General features: G+C 74.0%; 20 protein-coding genes, 1 tRNA gene and 1 riboswitch. Of the genes, 17 read left to right on the top strand and 4 right to left on the bottom strand.

The window, feature by feature from the left end; all coding sequences use genetic code 11:
• Positions 1-89 precede the first annotated feature (89 nt).
• Positions 90-165: transfer RNA gene (locus EOE48_RS01770), tRNA-Asn, on the bottom strand.
• 51 nt (positions 166-216) lie between these two features.
• The gene (locus tag EOE48_RS01765) at positions 217-591 is read right to left on the bottom strand and encodes a restriction endonuclease (protein ID WP_127727042.1); all 375 of its coding nucleotides are present in this window, start codon (positions 589-591) and stop codon (positions 217-219) included.
• 356 nt (positions 592-947) lie between these two features.
• A riboswitch (TPP riboswitch) is annotated at positions 948-1,058 on the top strand.
• Between the two features lie 57 nt (positions 1,059-1,115).
• Here EOE48_RS01765 and thiC point away from each other — a divergent pair.
• Both thiC and EOE48_RS01755 read left to right on the top strand, forming a co-directional pair.
• Complete coding sequence (gene thiC, locus EOE48_RS01760; RefSeq protein ID WP_127727041.1) at positions 1,116-2,996, top strand: phosphomethylpyrimidine synthase ThiC; 1,881 nt, start codon at positions 1,116-1,118, stop codon at positions 2,994-2,996.
• A 194-nt stretch (positions 2,997-3,190) separates the two neighbouring features.
• A complete protein-coding gene (locus EOE48_RS01755) occupies positions 3,191-4,858 on the top strand; it encodes a methyl-accepting chemotaxis protein (protein WP_127727040.1) in 1,668 nt (555 codons plus the stop codon).
• Positions 4,859-4,886: 28 nt separating this feature from the next.
• Here the strand turns inward: EOE48_RS01755 and EOE48_RS01750 are convergent, their stop codons facing one another.
• Positions 4,887-8,354, bottom strand: coding sequence for an indolepyruvate ferredoxin oxidoreductase family protein (locus EOE48_RS01750; protein WP_127727039.1), 3,468 nt, complete (start codon positions 8,352-8,354; stop codon positions 4,887-4,889).
• A gap of 129 nt (positions 8,355-8,483) precedes the next feature.
• Here EOE48_RS01750 and EOE48_RS01745 point away from each other — a divergent pair, with 129 nt between their 5' ends.
• Complete coding sequence (locus tag EOE48_RS01745; protein ID WP_127727038.1) at positions 8,484-8,969, top strand: Lrp/AsnC family transcriptional regulator; 486 nt, start codon at positions 8,484-8,486, stop codon at positions 8,967-8,969.
• A gap of 6 nt (positions 8,970-8,975) precedes the next feature.
• Here EOE48_RS01745 and EOE48_RS01740 read toward each other — a convergent pair whose 3' ends face one another.
• The gene (locus EOE48_RS01740) at positions 8,976-10,025 is read right to left on the bottom strand and encodes an MFS transporter (RefSeq protein ID WP_127727037.1); all 1,050 of its coding nucleotides are present in this window, start codon (positions 10,023-10,025) and stop codon (positions 8,976-8,978) included.
• Between the two features lie 140 nt (positions 10,026-10,165).
• On the opposite strand from EOE48_RS01740, the gene EOE48_RS01735 reads away from it, so the two are divergent.
• The 14 genes from EOE48_RS01735 (at position 10,166) to EOE48_RS01670 (ending at position 19,873) form a co-directional block, all read left to right on the top strand.
• Positions 10,166-11,281, top strand: coding sequence for a hypothetical protein (locus tag EOE48_RS01735; RefSeq protein ID WP_127727036.1), 1,116 nt, complete (start codon positions 10,166-10,168; stop codon positions 11,279-11,281).
• A 91-nt stretch (positions 11,282-11,372) separates the two neighbouring features.
• Complete coding sequence (locus tag EOE48_RS01730; RefSeq protein ID WP_127727035.1) at positions 11,373-11,813, top strand: DUF1489 family protein; 441 nt, start codon at positions 11,373-11,375, stop codon at positions 11,811-11,813.
• 243 nt (positions 11,814-12,056) lie between these two features.
• The gene (locus tag EOE48_RS01725; RefSeq protein ID WP_127727034.1) at positions 12,057-12,638 is read left to right on the top strand and encodes a hypothetical protein; all 582 of its coding nucleotides are present in this window, start codon (positions 12,057-12,059) and stop codon (positions 12,636-12,638) included.
• Complete coding sequence (gene terL, locus EOE48_RS01720) at positions 12,595-14,040, top strand: phage terminase large subunit (RefSeq protein ID WP_187371285.1); 1,446 nt, start codon at positions 12,595-12,597, stop codon at positions 14,038-14,040. Before EOE48_RS01725 ends, terL begins: the two co-directional genes overlap by 44 nt.
• Positions 14,041-14,042: 2 nt before the next feature.
• Positions 14,043-15,311: a DUF1073 domain-containing protein gene (locus EOE48_RS01715; RefSeq protein WP_127727033.1), complete on the top strand. Its 1,269-nt coding sequence runs from the start codon at positions 14,043-14,045 to the stop codon at positions 15,309-15,311.
• Between the two features lie 54 nt (positions 15,312-15,365).
• Positions 15,366-16,391, top strand: coding sequence for a DUF2213 domain-containing protein (locus EOE48_RS01710; protein ID WP_127727032.1), 1,026 nt, complete (start codon positions 15,366-15,368; stop codon positions 16,389-16,391).
• A complete protein-coding gene (locus EOE48_RS01705) occupies positions 16,391-16,825 on the top strand; it encodes a structural cement protein Gp24 (protein ID WP_127727031.1) in 435 nt (144 codons plus the stop codon). The genes EOE48_RS01710 and EOE48_RS01705 overlap by 1 nt, the downstream gene beginning before the upstream one ends.
• 11 nt (positions 16,826-16,836) lie before the next feature.
• The gene (locus EOE48_RS01700; protein WP_127727030.1) at positions 16,837-17,790 is read left to right on the top strand and encodes a DUF2184 domain-containing protein; all 954 of its coding nucleotides are present in this window, start codon (positions 16,837-16,839) and stop codon (positions 17,788-17,790) included.
• A 4-nt stretch (positions 17,791-17,794) separates the two neighbouring features.
• Complete coding sequence (locus tag EOE48_RS01695) at positions 17,795-18,025, top strand: hypothetical protein (RefSeq protein ID WP_127727029.1); 231 nt, start codon at positions 17,795-17,797, stop codon at positions 18,023-18,025.
• Positions 18,026-18,027: 2 nt separating this feature from the next.
• On the top strand, positions 18,028-18,390 hold the full coding sequence (locus tag EOE48_RS01690; protein ID WP_246153891.1) for a DUF4054 domain-containing protein: 363 nt from the start codon (positions 18,028-18,030) through the stop codon (positions 18,388-18,390).
• Positions 18,390-18,704 (top strand): head-tail joining protein, encoded by a 315-nt coding sequence (locus EOE48_RS01685; protein WP_127727027.1) that lies wholly within the window; start codon positions 18,390-18,392, stop codon positions 18,702-18,704. The genes EOE48_RS01690 and EOE48_RS01685 overlap by 1 nt, the downstream gene beginning before the upstream one ends.
• The gene (locus EOE48_RS01680) at positions 18,701-18,979 is read left to right on the top strand and encodes a hypothetical protein (protein ID WP_127727026.1); all 279 of its coding nucleotides are present in this window, start codon (positions 18,701-18,703) and stop codon (positions 18,977-18,979) included. Before EOE48_RS01685 ends, EOE48_RS01680 begins: the two co-directional genes overlap by 4 nt.
• Before the next feature lie 3 nt (positions 18,980-18,982).
• Complete coding sequence (locus EOE48_RS01675; RefSeq protein WP_127727025.1) at positions 18,983-19,402, top strand: DUF3168 domain-containing protein; 420 nt, start codon at positions 18,983-18,985, stop codon at positions 19,400-19,402.
• A 24-nt stretch (positions 19,403-19,426) separates the two neighbouring features.
• Complete coding sequence (locus EOE48_RS01670) at positions 19,427-19,873, top strand: phage tail tube protein (protein WP_127727024.1); 447 nt, start codon at positions 19,427-19,429, stop codon at positions 19,871-19,873.
• Position 19,874: the final 1 nt, after the last annotated feature.

Below are 19,874 nucleotides of genomic sequence, written 5' to 3'. Positions count from 1 at the left end.
ACGGATTCGTAACGGAGTGGTTAAAGACGGCGCTGTCCGGATGCGACCACCGCCGCGGTCCGGTTCAGATTTCGATAATGATGAAGGGATGGCTCCCCGAGCAGGACTCGAACCTGCGACAAGGCGATTAACAGTCGCCTGCTCTACCAACTGAGCTATCGGGGAACGACGGGCGCCTCTCTAGGGGATTCGCGGGGAGTCCGTCAAACCGAAAATTCACCCTGGCTGCCGTTTGACCGCGCGCCGGTCGCGGGTGAGGCGGGTCGCGGCGTGGAAATCGTCCGGCTTGGTGCGCACCCAGGCGAGGAAGCGGGCGATCTCCGGGTCGGCCCGCAGGCTGGCGACGTCGGCGAGCCGCCGGGCGATCTCGGCCTCGCTGTAGCGGGCGTGGATCGCCGAGTGGCAGATCTGGTGCAGTTGCACCGTCGCACCGTGGGTGCCGCCCTTCAGCTTGGGGGTCAGATGGTGGCGGCTCTGGCGGGCGCCGGCGGGGATCGGCCGCTCGCACAGCGGACAGAGCACCGGCTCGCGCCCCTGCGGCCCGTGCGTCGTCGGATCGTCGTCGCGCCAGCGCCGCTCCCGCCGTCCCAACCATCCCTCCGCGCGATCCTGTCCGTCGCTGCGCCCGAGATGGTCCCCGCCGCGCCCCGCGAACAGGAGGCGCGACATCCTCGACGCAGGGCCATCGCTTCAGAGCGATTGCCCTGGTTTCCCGCTTGACCTCAGGCGCCGGCAGTCACGTGCGACACGTCGTGTCGCCGTGACTTTGGCTTTCGCTCCGCTCTGTGTTCGAGGGGACATTCGTCCCCTCGAACCCGCTCCGCGGGGGCGCTCCTCGCGCCCGCCATGCAGCGTCGCCCTGCGGGCGACCGCAGGACAATCGCTGAAGCGATGGCCCCGCTCGACGCCCGCCGGATTGACAAGACCGGTCCCTGCGGCAACAGTCGGGGCGTTCCGAGGGGGGCCCCGCATCAGGGGCTGAGATTGGGCTGAAGGCGCCCTGACCCTTGAACCTGATCCGGTTCATACCGGCGGAGGGACAGGAACCCATGCTCGTGCGACATCCCCCCACGCCCCAGGTCTGAGTCGGGTCTTCTCCAAACCGGGAGGGATCCATGAACGCGCCATCACCCCTGCACGCCTCGCCGACGACGGTCACCACCGGCCCGGTCGCCGGCTCGTCGAAGGTCTACGCCAGCCCGAACGGGCGGCCCGACATCCGGGTGCCGTTCCGCGAGATCGCGCTCAGCGATCCCGCCGAGGCGCCGGTGCGGGTCTACGACCCGTCCGGCCCCTACACTGACCGGGAGGCGCGCATCGACCTCGCCGCCGGCCTGCCGCAGGTCCGCGCGCCGTGGATCGCGGCGCGGGGCTACGCCGCGGTCGCGCCGCGGGCGGTCAAGCCCGAGGATAACGGCTTCGTCGGCGAGGACCGGCTGGTGGCGCCGTGCCCCGCCGCCCGCACCGTGCGCCGGGCCGGTGCCGGGCAATTGGTGACCCAGTACGAGTTCGCCCGGGCCGGCATCGTCACGGAGGAGATGATCTACGTCGCCCACCGCGAGAACCTGTGCCGCGAGGCGATGCTGGCGCGGGCCGAGGCGGCGGTCGCGGACGGCGAGGGCTTCGGCGCCGCGGTGCCGCCGTTCATCACGCCCGACTTCGTGCGCGACGAGGTCGCCCGCGGCCGGGCGATCATCCCGGCCAACATCAATCACACCGAACTCGAGCCGATGGCCATCGGCCGCAACTTCCTGGTCAAGATCAACGCCAACATCGGCAATTCGGCCGTCACCTCCTCGGCGGCCGAGGAGGTCGAGAAGATGGTGTGGGCGATCCGCTGGGGCGCCGACACGGTGATGGACCTGTCGACGGGCCGCAACATCCACAACATCCGCGGCTGGATCCTGCGCAACGCTCCCGTCCCGATCGGCACGGTGCCGATCTATCAGGCGCTGGAGAAGGTCGGCGGCGACCCGCTCAAGCTCGACTGGGAGGTGTTCAAGGATACCCTGATCGAGCAGGCCGAGCAGGGCGTCGACTACTTCACCATCCATGCCGGCGTGCGCCTCGCCCATGTGCCGCTCACCGCCCGGCGCGTCACCGGCATCGTCTCGCGCGGCGGCTCGATCATGGCGCGCTGGTGCCTCGCCGGGCACCGCGAGTCGTTCCTCTACGAGCGCTTCGACGAGATCTGCGACATCTGCCGCGCCTACGACGTGTCGTTCTCGCTGGGCGACGGCCTGCGCCCGGGCTCGATCGCCGACGCCAACGACGCGGCGCAGTTCGCCGAGCTGGAAACCCTCGGCGAGCTGACCAAGGTCGCCTGGGACAAGGGCTGCCAGGTGATGATCGAGGGCCCCGGCCACGTGCCGATGCACAAGATCAAGGTCAACATGGAGAAGCAGTTGCGCGAGTGCGGCGAGGCGCCGTTCTACACCCTCGGCCCGCTGACCACCGACATCGCCCCAGGCTACGACCACATCACCTCGGGCATCGGCGCGGCGATGATCGGCTGGTTCGGCACCGCGATGCTCTGCTACGTCACGCCCAAGGAGCATCTCGGCCTGCCCGACCGCGACGACGTGAAGACCGGGGTCATCACCTACAAGATCGCCGCCCACGCCGCGGACCTCGCCAAGGGCCACCCTGCCGCACAGGTGCGGGACGACGCCCTGTCGCGGGCGCGGTTCGACTTCCGCTGGGAGGACCAGTTCAACCTCTCGCTCGATCCCGACACCGCCCGCGCCTTCCACGACGAGACCCTGCCGAAGGACGCCCACAAGGTCGCGCATTTCTGCTCGATGTGCGGGCCGAAATTCTGCTCGATGAAGATCACCCAGGACCTGCGTGCCGAGGTGCTGGCGATGGAGCAGGCCGGGCAGGTGCTCGGGCAGGCCGCCCCGCTCAGCGCCGAGGCCCGCGAGGCCGGGATGCGGGAGAAGTCGGCGGAGTTCCTCGCCGAGGGCGGCAAGCTCTACGTCGACGCCGCCGAGTAGGCGGCGCGGCCGAGTAGGCGGCGCGGCCGAGTAGGCGGCGCGGTCGGCCCTGGGACTGCGTTCCCCGGGCCGACCGCACTGTCGTCAGGTCAACTTTAGTGATGAAACTGCATGTAATGTGAACGAATTCCGTGCAGCTTCGACGTGGCCCACCGTCCCGTCCCCTCCACCTTGCCTGCGCGAGTCGAAGCCCGATGTTTCTCACGATCAAGAGTCGCCTCGTCGGCGTGCTGGGCCTGCTGTCTCTGGCGCTGATCCTCTCGACCACCCTCGGCGGGCTCGCCTCGCACTGGGCGAATGCCAGCATCCGGACGATCTACGAGGATCGGGTGATCTGCCTGGAGCAGTTCAACAGCTTGCGCGACCTCTACGACCGGGTCGCGAACACCTCGCGCAAGGCCCGGGACGGACAGCTCGACCCGGCGGCGGCGGCGCGGCAGATCGAAGGCGACCTCGCGGCGGTCCGCGCGCAATGGTCGGCCTATCTCGCGACTTACCTGATCCCGGCCGAGAAGGCCCTCGCGGCCGAGATGCAGGAGCGGATGCGGGGATCCGAGGCCGGACTCGCGGCCGCCGTGCAGCGCCTGCGGGCCGGGCGGATGGACGGCTACGGCGGGGTTCACAACGAGCTGTTCCAGGCGGTGCAGCCGCTCGCCGAGACCCTGTCCAGACTGGCCGCCGTGCAACTCGCCGAGACGCGGGCCGAGTACGACCGCGCGCAGGACCGGGCGGGGTGGTCGCGGCTCGGCCTGATCGCCTGCGCCGTCGTGGCCCTGGCCGCCCTCGCGTTCGGCGTCAGGACAGTGCTCGCCTCGGTGGTGCGGCCGATCGCCGGCATCACCGCCACGATGGGCCGTCTCGCCGGCGGAGACCTGTCGAGCCCGATCGCGGGGACCGACCGTCGCGACGAGATCGGCGCCATGGCGAAGGCCGTGCAGGTGTTCAAGGAGGCGATGATCGCCAAGCGCGCGGCCGACGAGGCCGCCCTCGCCGAGTCGGCCGCCAAGGGCCGGCGCGCCGAAGCGCTCGATGGGGCGACCCGGCAGTTCGAGGCCCAGGTCGGCCTCCTGACCCAGGCCCTGTCCTCGGCGGCGACGGAGATGGAGGCGACCGCCCGGACGATGACCGGAGCGGCGTCGCGCACCGCCGAGCAATCGGCGGGCGTCGCCTCCGCGGCCGGCCAGACCGCGTCGAACGTGCAGATGGTCGCCTCGGCGAGCGAGGAGATGGCGGCCTCGATCCGCGAGATCGCCGGTCAGGTCGCACGATCCTCGGCCATGGCCGACAAGGCGACCACGGATGCCGAGCAGACCCACCGGATCGTCCAGGGCCTGTCCGAGGGCGCCGAGAAGATCGGCACCGTCGTCGGGTTGATCTCCGGGATCGCCGGACAGACCAACCTGCTGGCGCTCAACGCGACGATCGAGGCGGCGCGGGCCGGCGAGGCGGGACGCGGCTTCGCGGTCGTCGCCGCCGAGGTCAAGGAACTCGCCGCCCAGACGGCGCGGGCGACCGAGGAGATCTCGGGGCAGATCGCCGGCATTCAGGGCGAGACGCAGCAGGCGGTGGCGGCGATCCGGGCGATCGCCGCGACCATCGTCGAACTGCGCGCGATCGCGGTCGGCGTCGCCGCTGCGATGGAGCAGCAGGGCGCCGCCACCCAGGAGATCGTGCGCAACGTGACCCAGGCCGCCCAGGGCACCCAGGCGGTGAGCACGAGCATCGTGTCCGTGCGCGAGACCGCCGGGGAGACGGGGGCTGCGTCGGCTCAGGTTCTCGCGGCGGCCTCCGAGCTGGCGCGCCAATCCGGGCAGATGACGACCGAGGTGTCGGCCTTCCTGGCGACCGTGAAGGCGGCCTGAGCGGCACGGGCGGCCCGCCGCCCTCGCCTCACGCCTGCGCCCGGGGGCGCTCCTCCCGCGGAACGGCGTGGTCCGGCTCGGACAGGGAGCGCAGCAGTTCGGCGCTGCGCTGCCGCCATTGCGCGATCGCGCGCGCCTTCACCGGCCCGAAGCCGCGGATCGCCATCGGGGCGGCGAGCAGGTCGAGCAGGGCGCCGCGGTCATCGCGGCCGAGCCGCGCCTGGACGAATGCCGCGTGGCGCTCGAACTCGGCCAGCACGGCGCGCTCCTCGCGTCGCTCGCCGATCAGCCGCAGCGGGTCGATCGCGCTGCCGCGCAGCCGCCGCAAGCCGGCGAGGCCGCGCAGCACCGGCAGCAGCCAGGGCCCGAACGCGATCTTGCGCGGCTCGGTCTCGCCGGGGCGGGGCCGGACGAGGAAGGGCGGCGCGAGATGGAAGGTGAGGCGCGCCGGTCCCTCGAATTCCCGGGCGAGGCGGGCCTGGAAGGCGCCGTCGCTGTGGAGCCGCGCGACCTCGTACTCGTCCTTGACCGCCATCAGCTTGAACAGCGAGCGGGCGAAGGCCGTCGTCAGTTCGTCGCCGCCGAGGCTCCAGCGCTCGGCCTCGCGGAACGCCGTCACGCGGTCGCGGAAGCGCTCGGCATAGGCGGCGTCCTGGTACTCGGCGAGGAACGCGGCGCGCCGGGCGATCAGGCCGTCGAGGGTCTCAGGATCCGGCTCGGGCGTGGCGAGTAGGCCCGCGACGTGGTCGGCATCGGCGGCGAGCAGGCGGCCCCAGGCGAAGGCGAGGCGGTTGGCGTCGGCCGCGACGCCGTTGAGGACGATCGCCCGGTCGAGGGCGGCGAGCGAGACCGGCACAAGCCCGATCTGCCAGGCATGGCCGAGCAGCAGCACGTTGGCGGTCTGCGCGTCGCCGGTCAGGCGCTCGGCCATGGCGTGGGCGTCGAGGCTGCGGAACGCGCCGGTCCGCACCCGGCGGGCGAGGAGCGCGGCGAGCGCCCGCGTGTCGACCCGGGCGTCGGGGTCACGCAGCATCGCGCCGGTCGGGATCTCGCGGCTGTTGGCGACGATCACCGTGCGGGCCGGATCGATGACCCCGGCGGCCTCGCGGCTCGCCGCCACCACGAGGTCGCACGCCAGCACCGCGTCGGCCTGCCCGCGGTCGATCCGGACCTGATTCAGCCCGTCCGGCCCGGCGGCGAGGCGGATGAACGACAGCACCTGCCCGCCCTTCTGGGCGAAACCCGTGAAGTCGAGCACGCTGGCGCCGCGCCCCTCCAGATGCGCCGCCATGGTGACGAGCGCCCCGACCGTGACCACTCCGGTGCCACCGACCCCGGCGACCAGGATCTCGTAGGGGCGCTCGCCGAGGCGGGTTTCAGGCTCCGCGAGTGTAGCGGCGCGGGCGAGCACCGCTTCGGGCGCCACCGCGACGCCGGCGGCCCGGCGTGGCCGGGCGCCGGACACGGTGACGAAGGAGGGGCAGAACCCCTTCAGGCACGACAGGTCGGTGTTGCACGAGGTCTGGTCGATCGTGCGCCTGGTGCCGAACTCGGTCTCGACCGGTACCACCGAGAGGCAGTTCGACTTCGACTGGCAGTCGCCGCAGCCCTCGCAGACCCGCTCGTTGATGACGACCCGCCGGGTCTCGGCCGGCACGAGCCCGCGCTTGCGCCGCCGACGACGCTCGGTGGCGCAGGTCTGGTCGTAGATCAGCACGGTGACGCCGGCGATCTCGCGCAGCGCGCGCTGGACCCGGTCGAGGTCGTCGCGGTGATGGACCGCGACGCCGGGGGCGAGGGGATCGGAGGCGCAAGCTGCCGCGACCCGGTCGGGATCGTCCGACACCACGACGACGCGCTTGACGCCCTCGGCCGCCATCTGCCGGCTGACCCGGCCGACGCTGAGCGGCCCGTCGACCGGCTGGCCGCCGGTCATCGCCACCGCGTCGTTGAACAGGATCTTGTAGGTGATGTTCGCTCCGCTCGCGACCGCCTGCCGGATCGCCGCGTGGCCGGAATGGAAGTAGGTCCCGTCGCCGAGATTCTGGAAGACGTGCGGCAGGGTGGTGAACGGCGCCTGCCCGCTCCAGTCGATGCCCTCGCCGCCCATCGGCACGATGCCGGTGGTGTCGCGGTCCATCCAGTTCGCCATGAAGTGGCAGCCGATGCCGGCGCGTCCCTGCGAGCCCTCCGGCACCCGGGTCGAGGTGTTGTGCGGGCAGCCCGAGCAGAAATACGGCGTGCGCACCGGCAGCCCCTCGGGCGGGCCGGGCGGGGCCGGCAGGTCGGGCTCGGCGAGGGCGATGCCGAGGGCCCGCAGCCGCCCGGCGAGGATCGCGGTCAGGCGCGACGGGCGCAGTTCCTCGACGGCCGGAACCAGCGGCGCGCCGGCGGCGTCGCGCTTGCCGAGGATTCGCGGCCGCCGGTCGGCCGGAAGGCCGTAGAACGCCTCCTTGAGCTGGCCCTCGACGACACCGGCCTTCTCCTCGACGACCAGCACCTCCTCGACGCCGGCCGCGAGGGCCGCGAGCCCGGCACCGTCGAGGGGATGGACCAGCCCGACCTTCAGCACGGCGACGCCGGCCTCGGCGAGGCGCTCCGGCGCCAGCCCGAGGAGCCGTAGCGCCTCCATGGCGTCGCCATGGGCCTTGCCGACCGTGACGACGAGGAGGCGGGGACGGGCCGGCGCGACCACGAGGCGGTCGAGCGGGTTGGCGGCCGCGAAGGCCCGCAGGGCGTCGAGCTTGGCCAGCGCCCGTGCCTCGATCCCCGGAGACGGAAGATCGGGCCAGCGCACGTGCAGGCCGCCGGGGGGCGGCAGGAAGTCCGGCGCGGCGAAGACGGGAAGCGGGGAGAGGTCGACCGAGGCGGCGCTCTCCACCACCTCCGACACCGCCTTGAACCCGACCCAGGCGCCGCAGAAGCGCGAGGCGGCGAAGCCCCACAGGCCGAAGGCGCGGTACTCGGCGATCGAGGCCGGATGGATCACCGGCATCGCCCAGGCGGCGAGGGCGAGGTCGCTCTGGTGCGACATCGAGGACGACACGCAGCCGTGGTCGTCGCCGGCCACCACCAGCACGCCGCCGCGCGGGCTCGACCCGTAGGCGTTGCCGTGGCGCAGGGCGTCGCCGGAGCGGTCCACCCCCGGGCCCTTGCCGTACCACAGGCCGAACACCCCCTCGACGGTGGCCTGCGGGTCGAGGGCGACCCGCTGCGTGCCGAGCAGCGCCGTGGCGGCGAGATCCTCGTTGATCGCCGGCTGGAACCGAATGCCGGCGGCGTCGAGATGGTCCTTGGCGCGCCACATCTCCTGGTCGACGGCGCCCAGCGGCGAGCCGCGGTAGCCCGACACGAACCCGGCGGTGCGCCAGCCCCGCGCCCGGTCGGCCGCGGCCTGATCCAGCATCAGCCGCACTAGCGCCTGGGTGCCGGTGAGATGGACCCGGCCGCCCTCGCGGCGGTAGCGGTCGTCGAGCTGGTAGCCGAGGTCGGTCACGGCGGTCTCCGGGAGATGGCCCGACCGTCAGGCTACGACCGGCCCGGAGGCAAAGCCTGCCTGAATCCTCCCCGATCCGTGGCGGATATGGCATGAACCGACCCGATCGCGCGCGTCAGGAGAACGATCATGCCCACCGGCCGCCCCGGCCTCGACCGCTACGAGCGCGCGATCCTCGACGCGCTCCAGGACGACGCGCGCCTCAGCGTGCAGGACCTGTCGCAGCGCATCGGTCTGTCGACCTCGCCGACCTGGCGCCGGCTCAAGGCGCTGGAGGAGCGCGGCGTGCTGCGCGGCTACGTCGCCCTCGCCGATCCTGGAGCGCTCGGCTACGGCCAGTGCGTCTTCGCCCACGTCACCCTGACCAAGCACGACCGCGACGGCGTCGAGGCGTTCGAGTGGATGATCCGCGGCCGCGACGAGGTGCTGGAATGCTTCTCGACCACCGGCGACGCCGATTACCTGCTGCGGGTGATCGTGCGCGACGCGGCCCACTACGAGCGCTTCCTGCGCGACGCGGTGTTCTCGTGCCCGGCGTTCCAGCACATCCACTCGAACTTCGCCCTGCGCGAGGTGAAGTTCAGCGTGAAGGTGCCGACGGGCGAGGCCGACTGAGCAAGGTCAATCGAGGGAGCGCCGGGCCCGCCCGGCGGCGAGCGCCAGCGCGAGGCCGAGGCCGGCCACCGGCAGCATCAGGGCGAGGGCGGTGGATCCGCCGCCGAACCGGAACGCCGCGCCGCTCGCCAGCGTCGCGAGGGCCGAGGCCAGCGCCGCGAGGGCGGAATAGCGCCCTTGCGCGGCGCCGCGCGCGCCCTCGGGGGCGAGGCGCGACAGGGCCGCCATCACGCCGAGCTGCGTCGCCCCGAAGGTGAGGCCGTGCAGCACCTGGAGCGGCAGGATCGCGGCCGGCAGCGCCCCCACCGCCCAGGCGAGCCCGATCGCCGCCGGCGACAGGCCGAGGGCGGCCCACTGGATGCTGCCGAAGGCGTAGACCGCCGCGTGGCTCGCCTGCACCAGAGCCGCGGCGCCCATCGCCAGCAGCAGGGCGGGCGGCATCCGGCCGGGCCTGGCGGGCGCCGCGACGGGGCGCGCGGTTGCGGGCGGACCGTCGCGGCGCAGGCCGAGGAAGATCGCGCTGCCGGCGGCCGACACAAGGGCGAGCACCGCGAGAAACACCGTCGCCCCGGCCCGCTCGCCGACGAGGCCGAGGAGCCAGCCGCCGCCCAGGCTGGCGGCGAGGAAGCCGAGAGAACCGCCGAGGCGGATCCGCGCGTAGGCGAGCCGCGGCTCCCGGCGCACCGCCGCGAGGCTGAGATAGTCGAGGCACGGCACCAGCGGCGCCGCCGCGACGGCGTTGGCCGCGATGAGGACGGCGAGGAAAGGCCAGCCGAACCCGGCCGCCGCCGGCATCGCCGCGTAGGTGAGAAACAGCCCGAGGCTGCCGGCGACGAGGATCCGGCGCGCGGCGACGCCGCGGTCGACGAGGCCCATCAGCGGCGCGGTGGCGAGGATCTTCACCCCGATCGGCAGGGCGAGGAGGACCCCGATCGTCTCGGGCGCGAGGGCGAGGCTGGCGAGCCAGAGCGGCAGGAACGGCATCGCGACGCCGATCCCGGCGAAGACGAGCGCGTAGAGCAGGCCGAGGCGGGTCGCGGTGGGGAGAGCGGGCATCGGGGGCGAGATCGGGCGCGGGCGCCGGCCGGGAAGGGGCGGGGAGCGAGCGACAGGCGCGTAAGCCGCCGTTAACGGGGGGATGTCACACCTGAGCGCGCTCAAGAGGATCGCCGGTGATCCTGCTGGAACGTCGGAACATGGTCGCGTCTCAACTGCTCACGACGATCAGCCCGGAAGAGTACGGCGCCCTGGAGTCCGCGCTCCTGGAAACGGCCCGGGGGCGCTGGTTCCTGAGCGAGTACGCCCGGCGCAACTGCAACGCCGACACCGACGTCCTGCTCGACGCGATCGGCCGGCTCGAGAACGCGGTCCGGCCCGACCGGCAGCAGCCCCAGGGGCTCGACCGCCTGCGCTTCGACCTGATGGAGATGGCCAAGGCGATCAGCCGGACGAAGTCCGAGATCGCGGCGATCCACGCCCCCGACCACGACCAGAGCCGGCTGCTCGCGGCGTCCGAGGCGCTCGACGGGATCGTGCGCACCACGGAGCGGGCGACCTCCGACATCCTGCAGGCGGCCGAGCAGGTCCAGGAGGTCGCCTGGACCCTGCGCGAGAGCGGCGCCGACACCAAGGTCTGCGACGCCCTCGACCTCAACGCGACCCAGATCTACACCGCCTGCTCGTTCCAGGATTTGACCGCCCAGCGCACCAGCCGCATCGTCAACACCCTGCGCTACCTCGAACAGCGGGTGAACGCGATGATCGCGATCTGGGCCGAGGAGGGCGAGGAGCCGATCGAGCCGGCTCCCGGGCATCATTCGGCCCCGGTCGATGTCGGTCTCGACCAGGGCGACGTGGATGCGGTGATCGGCACTCCGACGCCGCCGGGCGCCGCCGGGCCGCCCCGCCTGACCCTGGTCGACACCGCCGAACCGCTCGACGATCTCGCCTTCATGCCGGTCGCGGTCGAGGTCGCGGTTCCCGAGGTCGAGATGACGACCGTGGTGACGGCCGTCCCGGACGAGCCGGCCACCGTGCAGGCGGAGGCCCCGCAGCCCGAGTCGGACGCGACTCCGGCGATCGCCGCGGCGAAACCGGCCGTGCCGGACGATGCCGCGATGGACGATGCCGAGGCGGCCGAGGCCGAAACGCACGAGACCGTGACGCACGAGCCCGAAACCCACGAGGCCGAAGCCCACGACGCCAAGGACGACGGCGAAGGGGCCAAGCCCGCCGAGATCCTGTCACTGACCCAGGTCTTCCACGATGTCGACCGGCTGATCCTGAGCGAGAAGCTCGGCCGCTTCTCGTGAGCCGGCGCCGCGCCGGGACCGGCCGGTGCCGCGCGGGCGCCACGATCAGGCCGCAGCCGGGCCCATCCTCTCGGGCCCGCGAACCGGTTCCATGACCCTGCACCTCCTGAAGCTCTGCGTCGGCTGCGAGTCGATCGGCGACCTCGAAGCCTGGATCGCCGAGCGGCGCGCCGAGGCCGAACGCCAGGGCCGGGCGCACGAGCAGACCCACACCACCCGCATGGTGCCCAAGCGCGGCGGCGAGATCGCCGGGGCGGGCTCGCTGTACTGGGTCATCAAGGGCCAGATCGCCTGCCGCCAGCCGGTGCTGGACCTGCGCCCGTTCACCGACGCCGAGGGCATCGGCCGCTGCCGCATCGTGCTCGATCCCGCGCTCGTCGCCGTCGAGCCGCGCCCGTGCCGGCCGTTCCAGGGCTGGCGCTACCTCGCGGACGCGGACGCCCCGCGCGACCTGTCCCGCGCCGCCGCCGACGGCCTCGCGGCGATGCCCGAGCCGATGCGGCGCGAACTCGCCGCCCTGGGCCTGCTGTGACCGCAAGGGATTTTTTCTTTCACTTGCAAAAGAACATTTGACGAACATCAGGAGCCGTCGTATCAAGGGTGCAGGTTATCCAGGTCTGCGGCCTGCCACCGGGAAGTGGCCGCTCGACTGCCCCGCTCGCGGGGATGTGTCCCTGGACCCGGCCCACGGCATCACCGAGGCGGCGGGCGGCTCGTGTCCTGCGATCGGCCGCAGCAAGTCTTCGCATGTGCCGTGCCTCATCTCGGGATCACCATGGCACGCCCCAGAACCGACTGGACGGCGATCGAGGCGGCCTATCGCGGCGGCCCGGTCTCCGTGCAGGATCTCGCCCGCACGCACGGGCTGCACCCCGACACGATCCGCCGCCGCGCCCGCGGGGAGGGCTGGACCCGCCCATCCGAGCTGCCGACCCCGGAGCCCGACCTCCTGCCGCCGGCCCGCGGCGCCGAGGCCCGCCGCATCGTGATCGAGCAGGGGCAGGCCGTGACCCTGCGGCTGCTCGACGAACTCCACGCGGCCTCGGCCCGCATCGGCGAACTCGAAGGGCTGATCGCCGCCGCCACCGCGGCCGACGACGAGCCGTCCCGGCGCGAGGCCCTGGAGCGCGCCGTCTCGCTGCCCCGCCGCAGCGCCGCCCTGCGCGACATCGCGGCGGCGGCGCGTCTCTGGATCGACCTCGAACGGCAGGCCCTGGGCCTCGACGGCGGAGCCGGTGAGCAAGCACCCCGCATCGACGTCGCGCTCCGGCTTCTCGGTCCCGAGCAGCGCGAGCAGCTCCGGCGCATCGCCGATGTCCTGGCTGCGCGACCCGCCGGCCCTGCTGCGGGCGCTTGACCGGCTCGACTGCGAGCAGGGCCTCGCCGGCTTCATCCGCCGGGCCTGGCCGGTGATCGAGCCGGCCGCCCCCTACAGCCACGGCTGGCACATCGATGCGGTCGCCGAGCACCTCGAGGCGATCACCGCCGGCCAGATCACCCGGCTGCTCATCAACGTGCCGCCGGGCACGATGAAGAGCCTCGCGGCCGGCGTGTTCTGGCCGGCCTGGGAATGGGGCCCGCGCGGCCGGCCGGCCCTGCGCACCGTCGCGGTCTCCCACGCCCTGCGGCTCGCCGTGCGCGACAACCTGCGCGCGCGCCGCCTCGTCACCTCCGACTGGTACCGCGCCCTGTGGGGCGAGGGGGTGCAGCTCATGCCCGACCAGAACAGCAAGCAGCGCTTCGAGACCCGCGCCACCGGCCTGCGCGAGGCGGTCTCGGCCGGCTCGATCACCGGGTCGCGCGGCGACCGCCTCATCCTCGACGACCCGATCTCGGTCGAGGGCGCCAACTCGGAGCGCGTCCGCGAGGCGGTCAACCGCTGGTTCCTCGAGGCGGTGCCGACCCGGCTCAACGACCCGGCCGGCTCGGCGATCGTGGTCATCATGCAGCGGCTGCACGAGCGCGACGTCGCCGGCACCATCCTGGCCCGGGACCTCGGCTACGAGCACCTGATGCTGCCGATGGAGTTCGAGCCCGAGCGCGCCTGCGTCACCGGCATCGGCTTTCGCGATCCGCGGCGGGAGGCGGGCGAACTGCTGTTCCCCGCCCGCTTCCCGCGCGCCACGGTGGAGCGCGACAAGGCGGCGATGGGCGCCTACGCCGCCGCCGGCCAGTTCCAGCAGCGGCCGGCACCGCGCGAGGGCGGGCTGTTCAAGCGGGCGTGGTTCGGCCGCGTGGGCGCCGCACCCGCCGGCTGCCGCTGGGTGCGGGCCTGGGACCTCGCCGCAAGCGTGCCGCGGCCGGGTTCGGAACCGGCCTACACCGCCGGCGCCAAACTCGGCCGGGCGCCCGACGGCCACCTCTACCTCGCCGACATGCGCCGCGACCGGCTCTCGCCGGGCGGCGTCGAGCGGCTGATCCTCGCCACCGCGGCCGAGGACGGCCCCGACTGCCGGGTTCTTCTGCCCCAGGATCCCGGCCAGGCCGGCAAGGCCCAGGCGCAGTACCTCGTCCGCCGGCTCGCCGGCTTCGACGCCCGCGCCACGCCCGAGAGCGGCGACAAGGCGACCCGGGCGCAACCGGTCTCCGCCCAGGCCGAGGCCGGCAACCTCCACCTCGTCGCCGGCCCGTGGAACGACGCCTTCCTGGACGAGGCGGCGCTGTTTCCCAACGGCGCCTTCCTCGACCAGATCGACGCCCTGTCGCGCGCCTTCGCGGCGCTCGCGGTCCCGGGCTACGGCATGCTGGGAGTCCTGTGACCATGTGGCTCGCCGACCGTCTCCAGAACCTCGTCTCCGGCCTCGGCGGCCCGCGCGACAAGAGCGCCGGGCTCCTTCACGTTCACGTCCCGCGGGCGCGGGCGGAGCTGGAGGCCGCCTACCGGGACAACTGGCTCGCCCGCAAGATCGTCGACGTGGTGCCGTTCGACATGCTGCGCGAGTGGCGGGCGTGGCAGGCCGCCCCCGCCGACGTCGCGGCGATCGAGGCGGCGGAAGCGGGCCTGCGCCTGCGCGCGGTCGTGATGCAGGCTCTGCGCCTCGCCCGGCTCTACGGCGGCGCCGTGATCCTGATCGGCGACGGCGCCCCCGATCCCGCCCTGCCGCTCGACCCCGAGCGGGTCGGGCGCGGGTCCCTGCGCTTCCTGCACGCGGTGAGCCGCCACGCGATCCGGGCCGGCGCGGTCGAGCGCGACCCGCTCTCGCCGTGGTTCGCCGAGCCGGCCGGTTACGCCCTGCCGGGCGGGCAGGCGGTCCACCCGTCGCGGGTGGTGCGGCTCCTCGGCGCCCCCGTCCCGGAGGAGGGCGGCGGCGAGGGCTGGGGCGACAGCGTGCTCCAGGCGGCGTTCGAGGCGGTCGATCAGGCGAGCAGCGCCGCAGCCCACATCGCGGCGATGCTGCCGGAGTCCAAGCAGGACGTGATCTCGGTGCCGGGCCTGTCGCAGGCGCTCGCCACCGAGGACGGCACCCGGCGCCTGACGGAACGCTTCGCCTACGCGGCGCGGATGAAGGGGATGTTCGGGATGCTGCTGCTGGAGGGCGACGGCGCCAGCCCGACCGGCGAGCGCTACCAGCAGAAGCAGCTCGACTTCGCCGGCCTGCCCGAGACGGCGCGCCTGTTCCTCCAGGTCGCCGCCGGCGCCGCCGACATCCCGGTGACGCGGCTCCTCGGCCAGTCGCCGGCCGGCCTCAACGCCACCGGCGAGGCCGATGCCCGCAACTACCACGATCACGTCGCCGCCCGGCAGAAGGCCGAGCTGACGCCGGCCCTCGCCCGCCTCGACGCGCTGCTCCTGCGCCACGCCCTCGGCCGGGCGGCGCCCGAGGTCTGGTACGAGTGGCGGCCCCTGAGCCAGCCGGGCGAGCGCGAGAAGGCCGAGACCGGCCGGATCAAGGCCGAGACCGCGGCGATTCTCGCCCGCGAGGGCCTCGTGCCGGCGGCAGCCCTCGGCGCCGGGGTCGAGGGCTGGCTGCGCGGCGCCGACCTGTTTCCGGGCCTCGACGCCGCCCTGTCCCGGCGCCCGCCCGCCTGACGCCGGTCTGCCGGCCCCGGCTTTCCCCAAGCGGCCGGCCTGCGAGCGAGAGCCATGCCCCTGTTCGACACCTTCAGCCTCGGCCCCGCGGCCGGGATCGACGCCGCGCGCCCGACGCGCAACGGCGCCCTCGTGGTCCAGGCCCGGGCCGCCCGGGCCGGCAACGTCCAGCTCTACCGCGGCGACGAGCTCGCCCGGCCGGATCTCGCCGCGGTCCGGGTCTACCGCGACCCCGAGGAGATCTTCCGGGCCGAATCCCTGCGCAGCTTCGGCCACAAGGCGGTCACCCTCGACCACCCGGCCGAGGCCGTGACCCCGCGGACGTGGCGCGAGGTCGCCCGCGGGCATGTCGGCGACGAGGTTCTGCGCGACGGCGAGTTCGTCCGCATCCCGATGCTCCTCGCCGACGCCGCCGCCATCGCGGCGGTGCAGGGCGGACGCCGCGAGATCTCGGTCGGTTACCATTGCGACCTCGACTGGACCCCCGGCACCGCGCCGGACGGCAGCCCCTACGACGCTCGCCAGACCGGCGTGGTGGTCGACCATGTCGCGATCGTCGAGCGCGGCCGCGCCGGCCCCGAATGCCGCATCGGCGACGGGGCGGAGGGCGACCTGCGCCGGCGCCTCGCCGACGCGGTGGCGACGCTGCTCGCCCACGACACCGCGATGGCCCGCCTGCGCGAGGAGCACGCGGCGGCGCTCGCCCTGCGCGACGGCGAGATCGCGGCGCTCCGCGCCGGGGCGCCCGACATCGACGCCCTGGCGGCCGAGCGGGCGGCGCTGATCGCCGACGCCCGCCGGCTCCTCGGCGACGGCTTCGACCCGGCCGGCCTCGACGCCGGCGCGATCCGGCGGGCGGCGGTCGCCGCGAGCCTCGGCGAGGCCGAGGCCGCCGCGATGAGCCCGGCCTCGATCGAGGGCGCGTTCCGGGTCGTCGCCGCCCGCCCACCCGCCGGCCCCGACCCGCTGCGGGCGGCCCTGCGCCGCCCCGCCGCCGACGCCCTCTCGCCCGAGGCCGCCCACGCGGCGATGGCCGAGACCCTGCGCAACGCCTGGAAGCACCCGAGAGGAGACCAGTGATGCCCGCCACCCAGACCAGCTACGGCCCGGCGGCCGCCGCCTACGAGGGCATGATCGCCTCGGCCGAACTCGCCACCGCGATCAGCCGCAACGCCGAGGACGCCGCCGGCATCGGCTTCGGCAAGGCCGCGTTCCAGGGCACCGCCGAGGCCGGCATCCGCGCCGCCGGCTCGGTGTTCCGGGGGGTCACCCTCGTCGACCACAACGCCCGCCCGGCCAACGGCGACGCCTATGCCCGCGGCGACAGCGTGCCGGTGCTGATCCGCGGCGTCGTCTGGATCACTGTCGTGAACGGCGTCGCGGCCGGCGCGCCCGCCTACGTCACCGGGTCGGGCGGCTTCACCGCCAACGCCTCCGGCACCACCGCCATCCCCAACGCGAGCTTCGACTCGTCGGCCAGTGCCGGCGGGCTCGCGAAGCTGCGCCTGAAGTGAGGAACCCGGCCATGACCGCGCCCCGCCCCCTCGTCACCGACGCCCCCCGGGCGCTCGCCTTCCTGGTCAGCCAGCAGAGCTTCATCGAGCCGACGGTCTACCGCACGCTCTATCCGTCGATCCGCTATCCCCGCCTCGTCCCGGTCGACACCGACGCGCCCGAATGGGTCTCGACGGTGACGTACTACTCCGTCGACCGGGTCGGGCAGGCGGCCTGGATCCACGCCCAAGCCGGCGACGTGCCGCGGGCCGAGGTGCTGCGGCGCCAGTACGAGACGACGGTCGCCATGGCCGGCACCGGCTACGGCTACGACCTGGAGGAAATCGGCAAGGCCCAGCTCATGGGCATGAACCTCTCCGCCGACAAGGCCGATGCCGCCCGCCGCGCCTCGGAGGAGTTCATCGATCAGGTCGTGCTCTACGGCGACGCCGCCAAGGGGTTCTCCGGCCTGCTCAACAACCCCGCCGTCACCACCGGCACCGCCGCCGCCACCGGAACCGGCGGCAGCACCGCCTGGGCCCAGAAGACCGCCGACCAGATCCTCGCCGACATCAACGGCCAGCTCGTCGGCATCTTCACCGGCTCGGCCAATGTCGAGATGGCCGACACCCTGCTGCTGCCCTACGACCAGATGCTGTCGATCGGGCTGCGCCGGATCGACCCGACGAGCCCGGTCACCATCCTCGAATGGATCCGCGGCCACAACGTCTACACCCTGGAGACCGGCCAGCCGCTGGCGGTGTTCGGCGTCCGCTCGCTGGAGACCGCCGGCACCGGCGGCACCGCCCGGATGGTCGCCTATCGCCGCGACCCTTCCGTGCTGAAGCTGTGGCTGCCGATGCCGTTCCGGTTCTTCCCGGCCTGGCAGACCGGGCCGTGGCGGTTCGAGGTGCCGGGCGCCTTCCGCCTCGGCGGCCTCGACATCCGCCGGCCCGGGGCGTTCCGCTACCTCGACGGGATCTGAGGCGATGGCCCGGATCACCAACCGCGCCCCCGGCGCCCGGGCGTTCTGGGTCCGGGGCGACGCCGCGCCCCGGTTGCTCCAGCCCGGGGAGAGCGCGGAACTCGACCTGCTCGATGCCGAGGACCCGCTGGTGGCGGCCTGGGCGGCCTCCGGCGAGATCGTGGTGGAGGCGCCCCCGGACGCCTCCCGCCGGGATCTTCGCCGGCGCCGGCCGGCCGCCGGGCGGGAGGCCTGATCATGGCCTCGCCCGCCGACCTCAAGGCGCGCTTCCCCGCCTTTTCCGCTGCACCCGACACGGCGGTCGCCGCCGCCCTGGCCGAGGCCGCGTCCCGGGTCGATGCGACCTGGGCCGAGGCCGACCGCGATCTCGGCCTGCTCCTCCACGCCGCCCATAGCCTCACCCTCGACGGGCACGGGAGCGGGGAGGGCGCGCTGATGCGCGCCGGTGGTCCCGACCTGCGCTCGCTGCGCAGTGGCAGCGTCCACATCGAGCGCCGGGACGCCCCGGCGCCGATCGCTGGCGGCCTCGGCCTGACCTCCTACGGCCGGCGCTTCCACGACCTCCTCCTGCGCAACGCGCCCGGCGTGACGGTGGTGTGATGGCCCTCCTCGACGACCTCGCTTCCGCCCTCGGCGAAGCCCTGGCGCCGCTCGCCCGGCCGGCGGTCCTGCATCGTGCGGGCTCCGGTGGCTTCGCCGACCTCGCGATCCGGGCCCAGCCCGACCTCGCGGGCGCCGGCACGGAGGGGGCGGCACCCGGGCGGGAGATCCGGGCGCTCGTCCCGATCGCGGCACCGTTCGTCCTGCCGACGACCGACGACGAGATGACTCTCGGCGGAATCCGCTACCGCATCGCCGCGGTCGAGGCCGACGCCACCGGCGCCTACGCGGTGTTGCGCGGGCACGCCCTGTGAGCGCGCCCCGCCTGCCCGGCCTCGCGCGCCTGATCCGGTCGGGCGCCGCCCGGGGGCGCGGGCGCGCCGCCGCCCGGGCCGACCGCCTAGCCGGTGCGCTGGCGGAGGATCCCGCGGTCACCCGGGCCACCGTCTCGGCCTCCGACCTCGGCGCTGTGGTGACGATCGAGGCGCCCGGCCTCGCCGCGCGCGAATTCGGCACCGCCGACACCGTCGCCAAACCCGTCCTCGCCCCGGCCCTCGACCGGCTCGCCCGCCGGTTCCCGGAGACCTGACCCATGCCCGGCCTCGACCTCGCCGACCCGCTCGCACGGGCGGTCCTCGCGCGCCTCGCGGCGGACCCGGACCTGCGGGCTCTGGTCCAGGGCCGCGTCCGCGACATCGTCTCGGCACGCGAGACCTGGCCGTTCCTGCGCCTCGACCCGCCCGAGACGGCGCCGTTCGAGGCCGAGGGCTGGACCGGCTGCACCTGCCGGCTGTCGGTCCACGCCTTCGCCCGCGGCGAGCGCGACGGCGGCGCGATCCGCCGCCTCCTCGCCGGGGCGGCGGCGGCCCTCGACGAGGCCGACCTCGCCCTGGAGCGCGGCGAATTGCTGTGGCTCGCCCACGACCGCAGCCTCGTGCTCGCCGAGCCGCACGGGCCGGCCTCCTGGCACGGCGTCGCCCGCTTCACCGCCGTCGCGGCGCTTCCCCGCTGATCCCCCGCACCACAGGAGCCGACCATGGCCCAGCCCACCACCCTGCCGTTCTCCGCCGTCGCGGTGAAGCTCGAGAGCGCGACCACCGCCAACGCCTTCGAGGCGCCCTGCGGCCTCACCGAGCGGGCGGTGCAGTTCACCAAGGAGACCAACAGCGTCGCGGTGCCGGACTGCGCCGACGAGGACGCCGCGCCCTTCGTCGACCGCACCGTCGTGTCGAAGTCGGTGGCGATCAACGGCAAGGGCGTGATGGCGCGCACGAGCCTCGCCCGCTGGCGCGCCGCCTTCGAGGCCGATGCCCCGGTGCGCGCCCGCGTCGAGGTGGCGGGCACCGGCGCCGCCGGCGGCGGGCGCTGGGAAGGGCTGTTTCACCTGACCAGCTTCGAGGTCGGGGCGATCCGCGGCGAGCGCTGCACCGTCGCGGTGGCGATGCAGTCGAGCGGCGCGGTGCCGTTCACCGCCGCGGCGTGAG

Source organism: Methylobacterium oryzihabitans (assembly GCF_004004555.2).
Lineage (GTDB): Bacteria > Pseudomonadota > Alphaproteobacteria > Rhizobiales > Beijerinckiaceae > Methylobacterium > Methylobacterium oryzihabitans.
The sequence above is the reverse complement of the archived record's forward strand: the minus strand, read 5'-3'. Positions and strand labels throughout refer to the sequence as shown.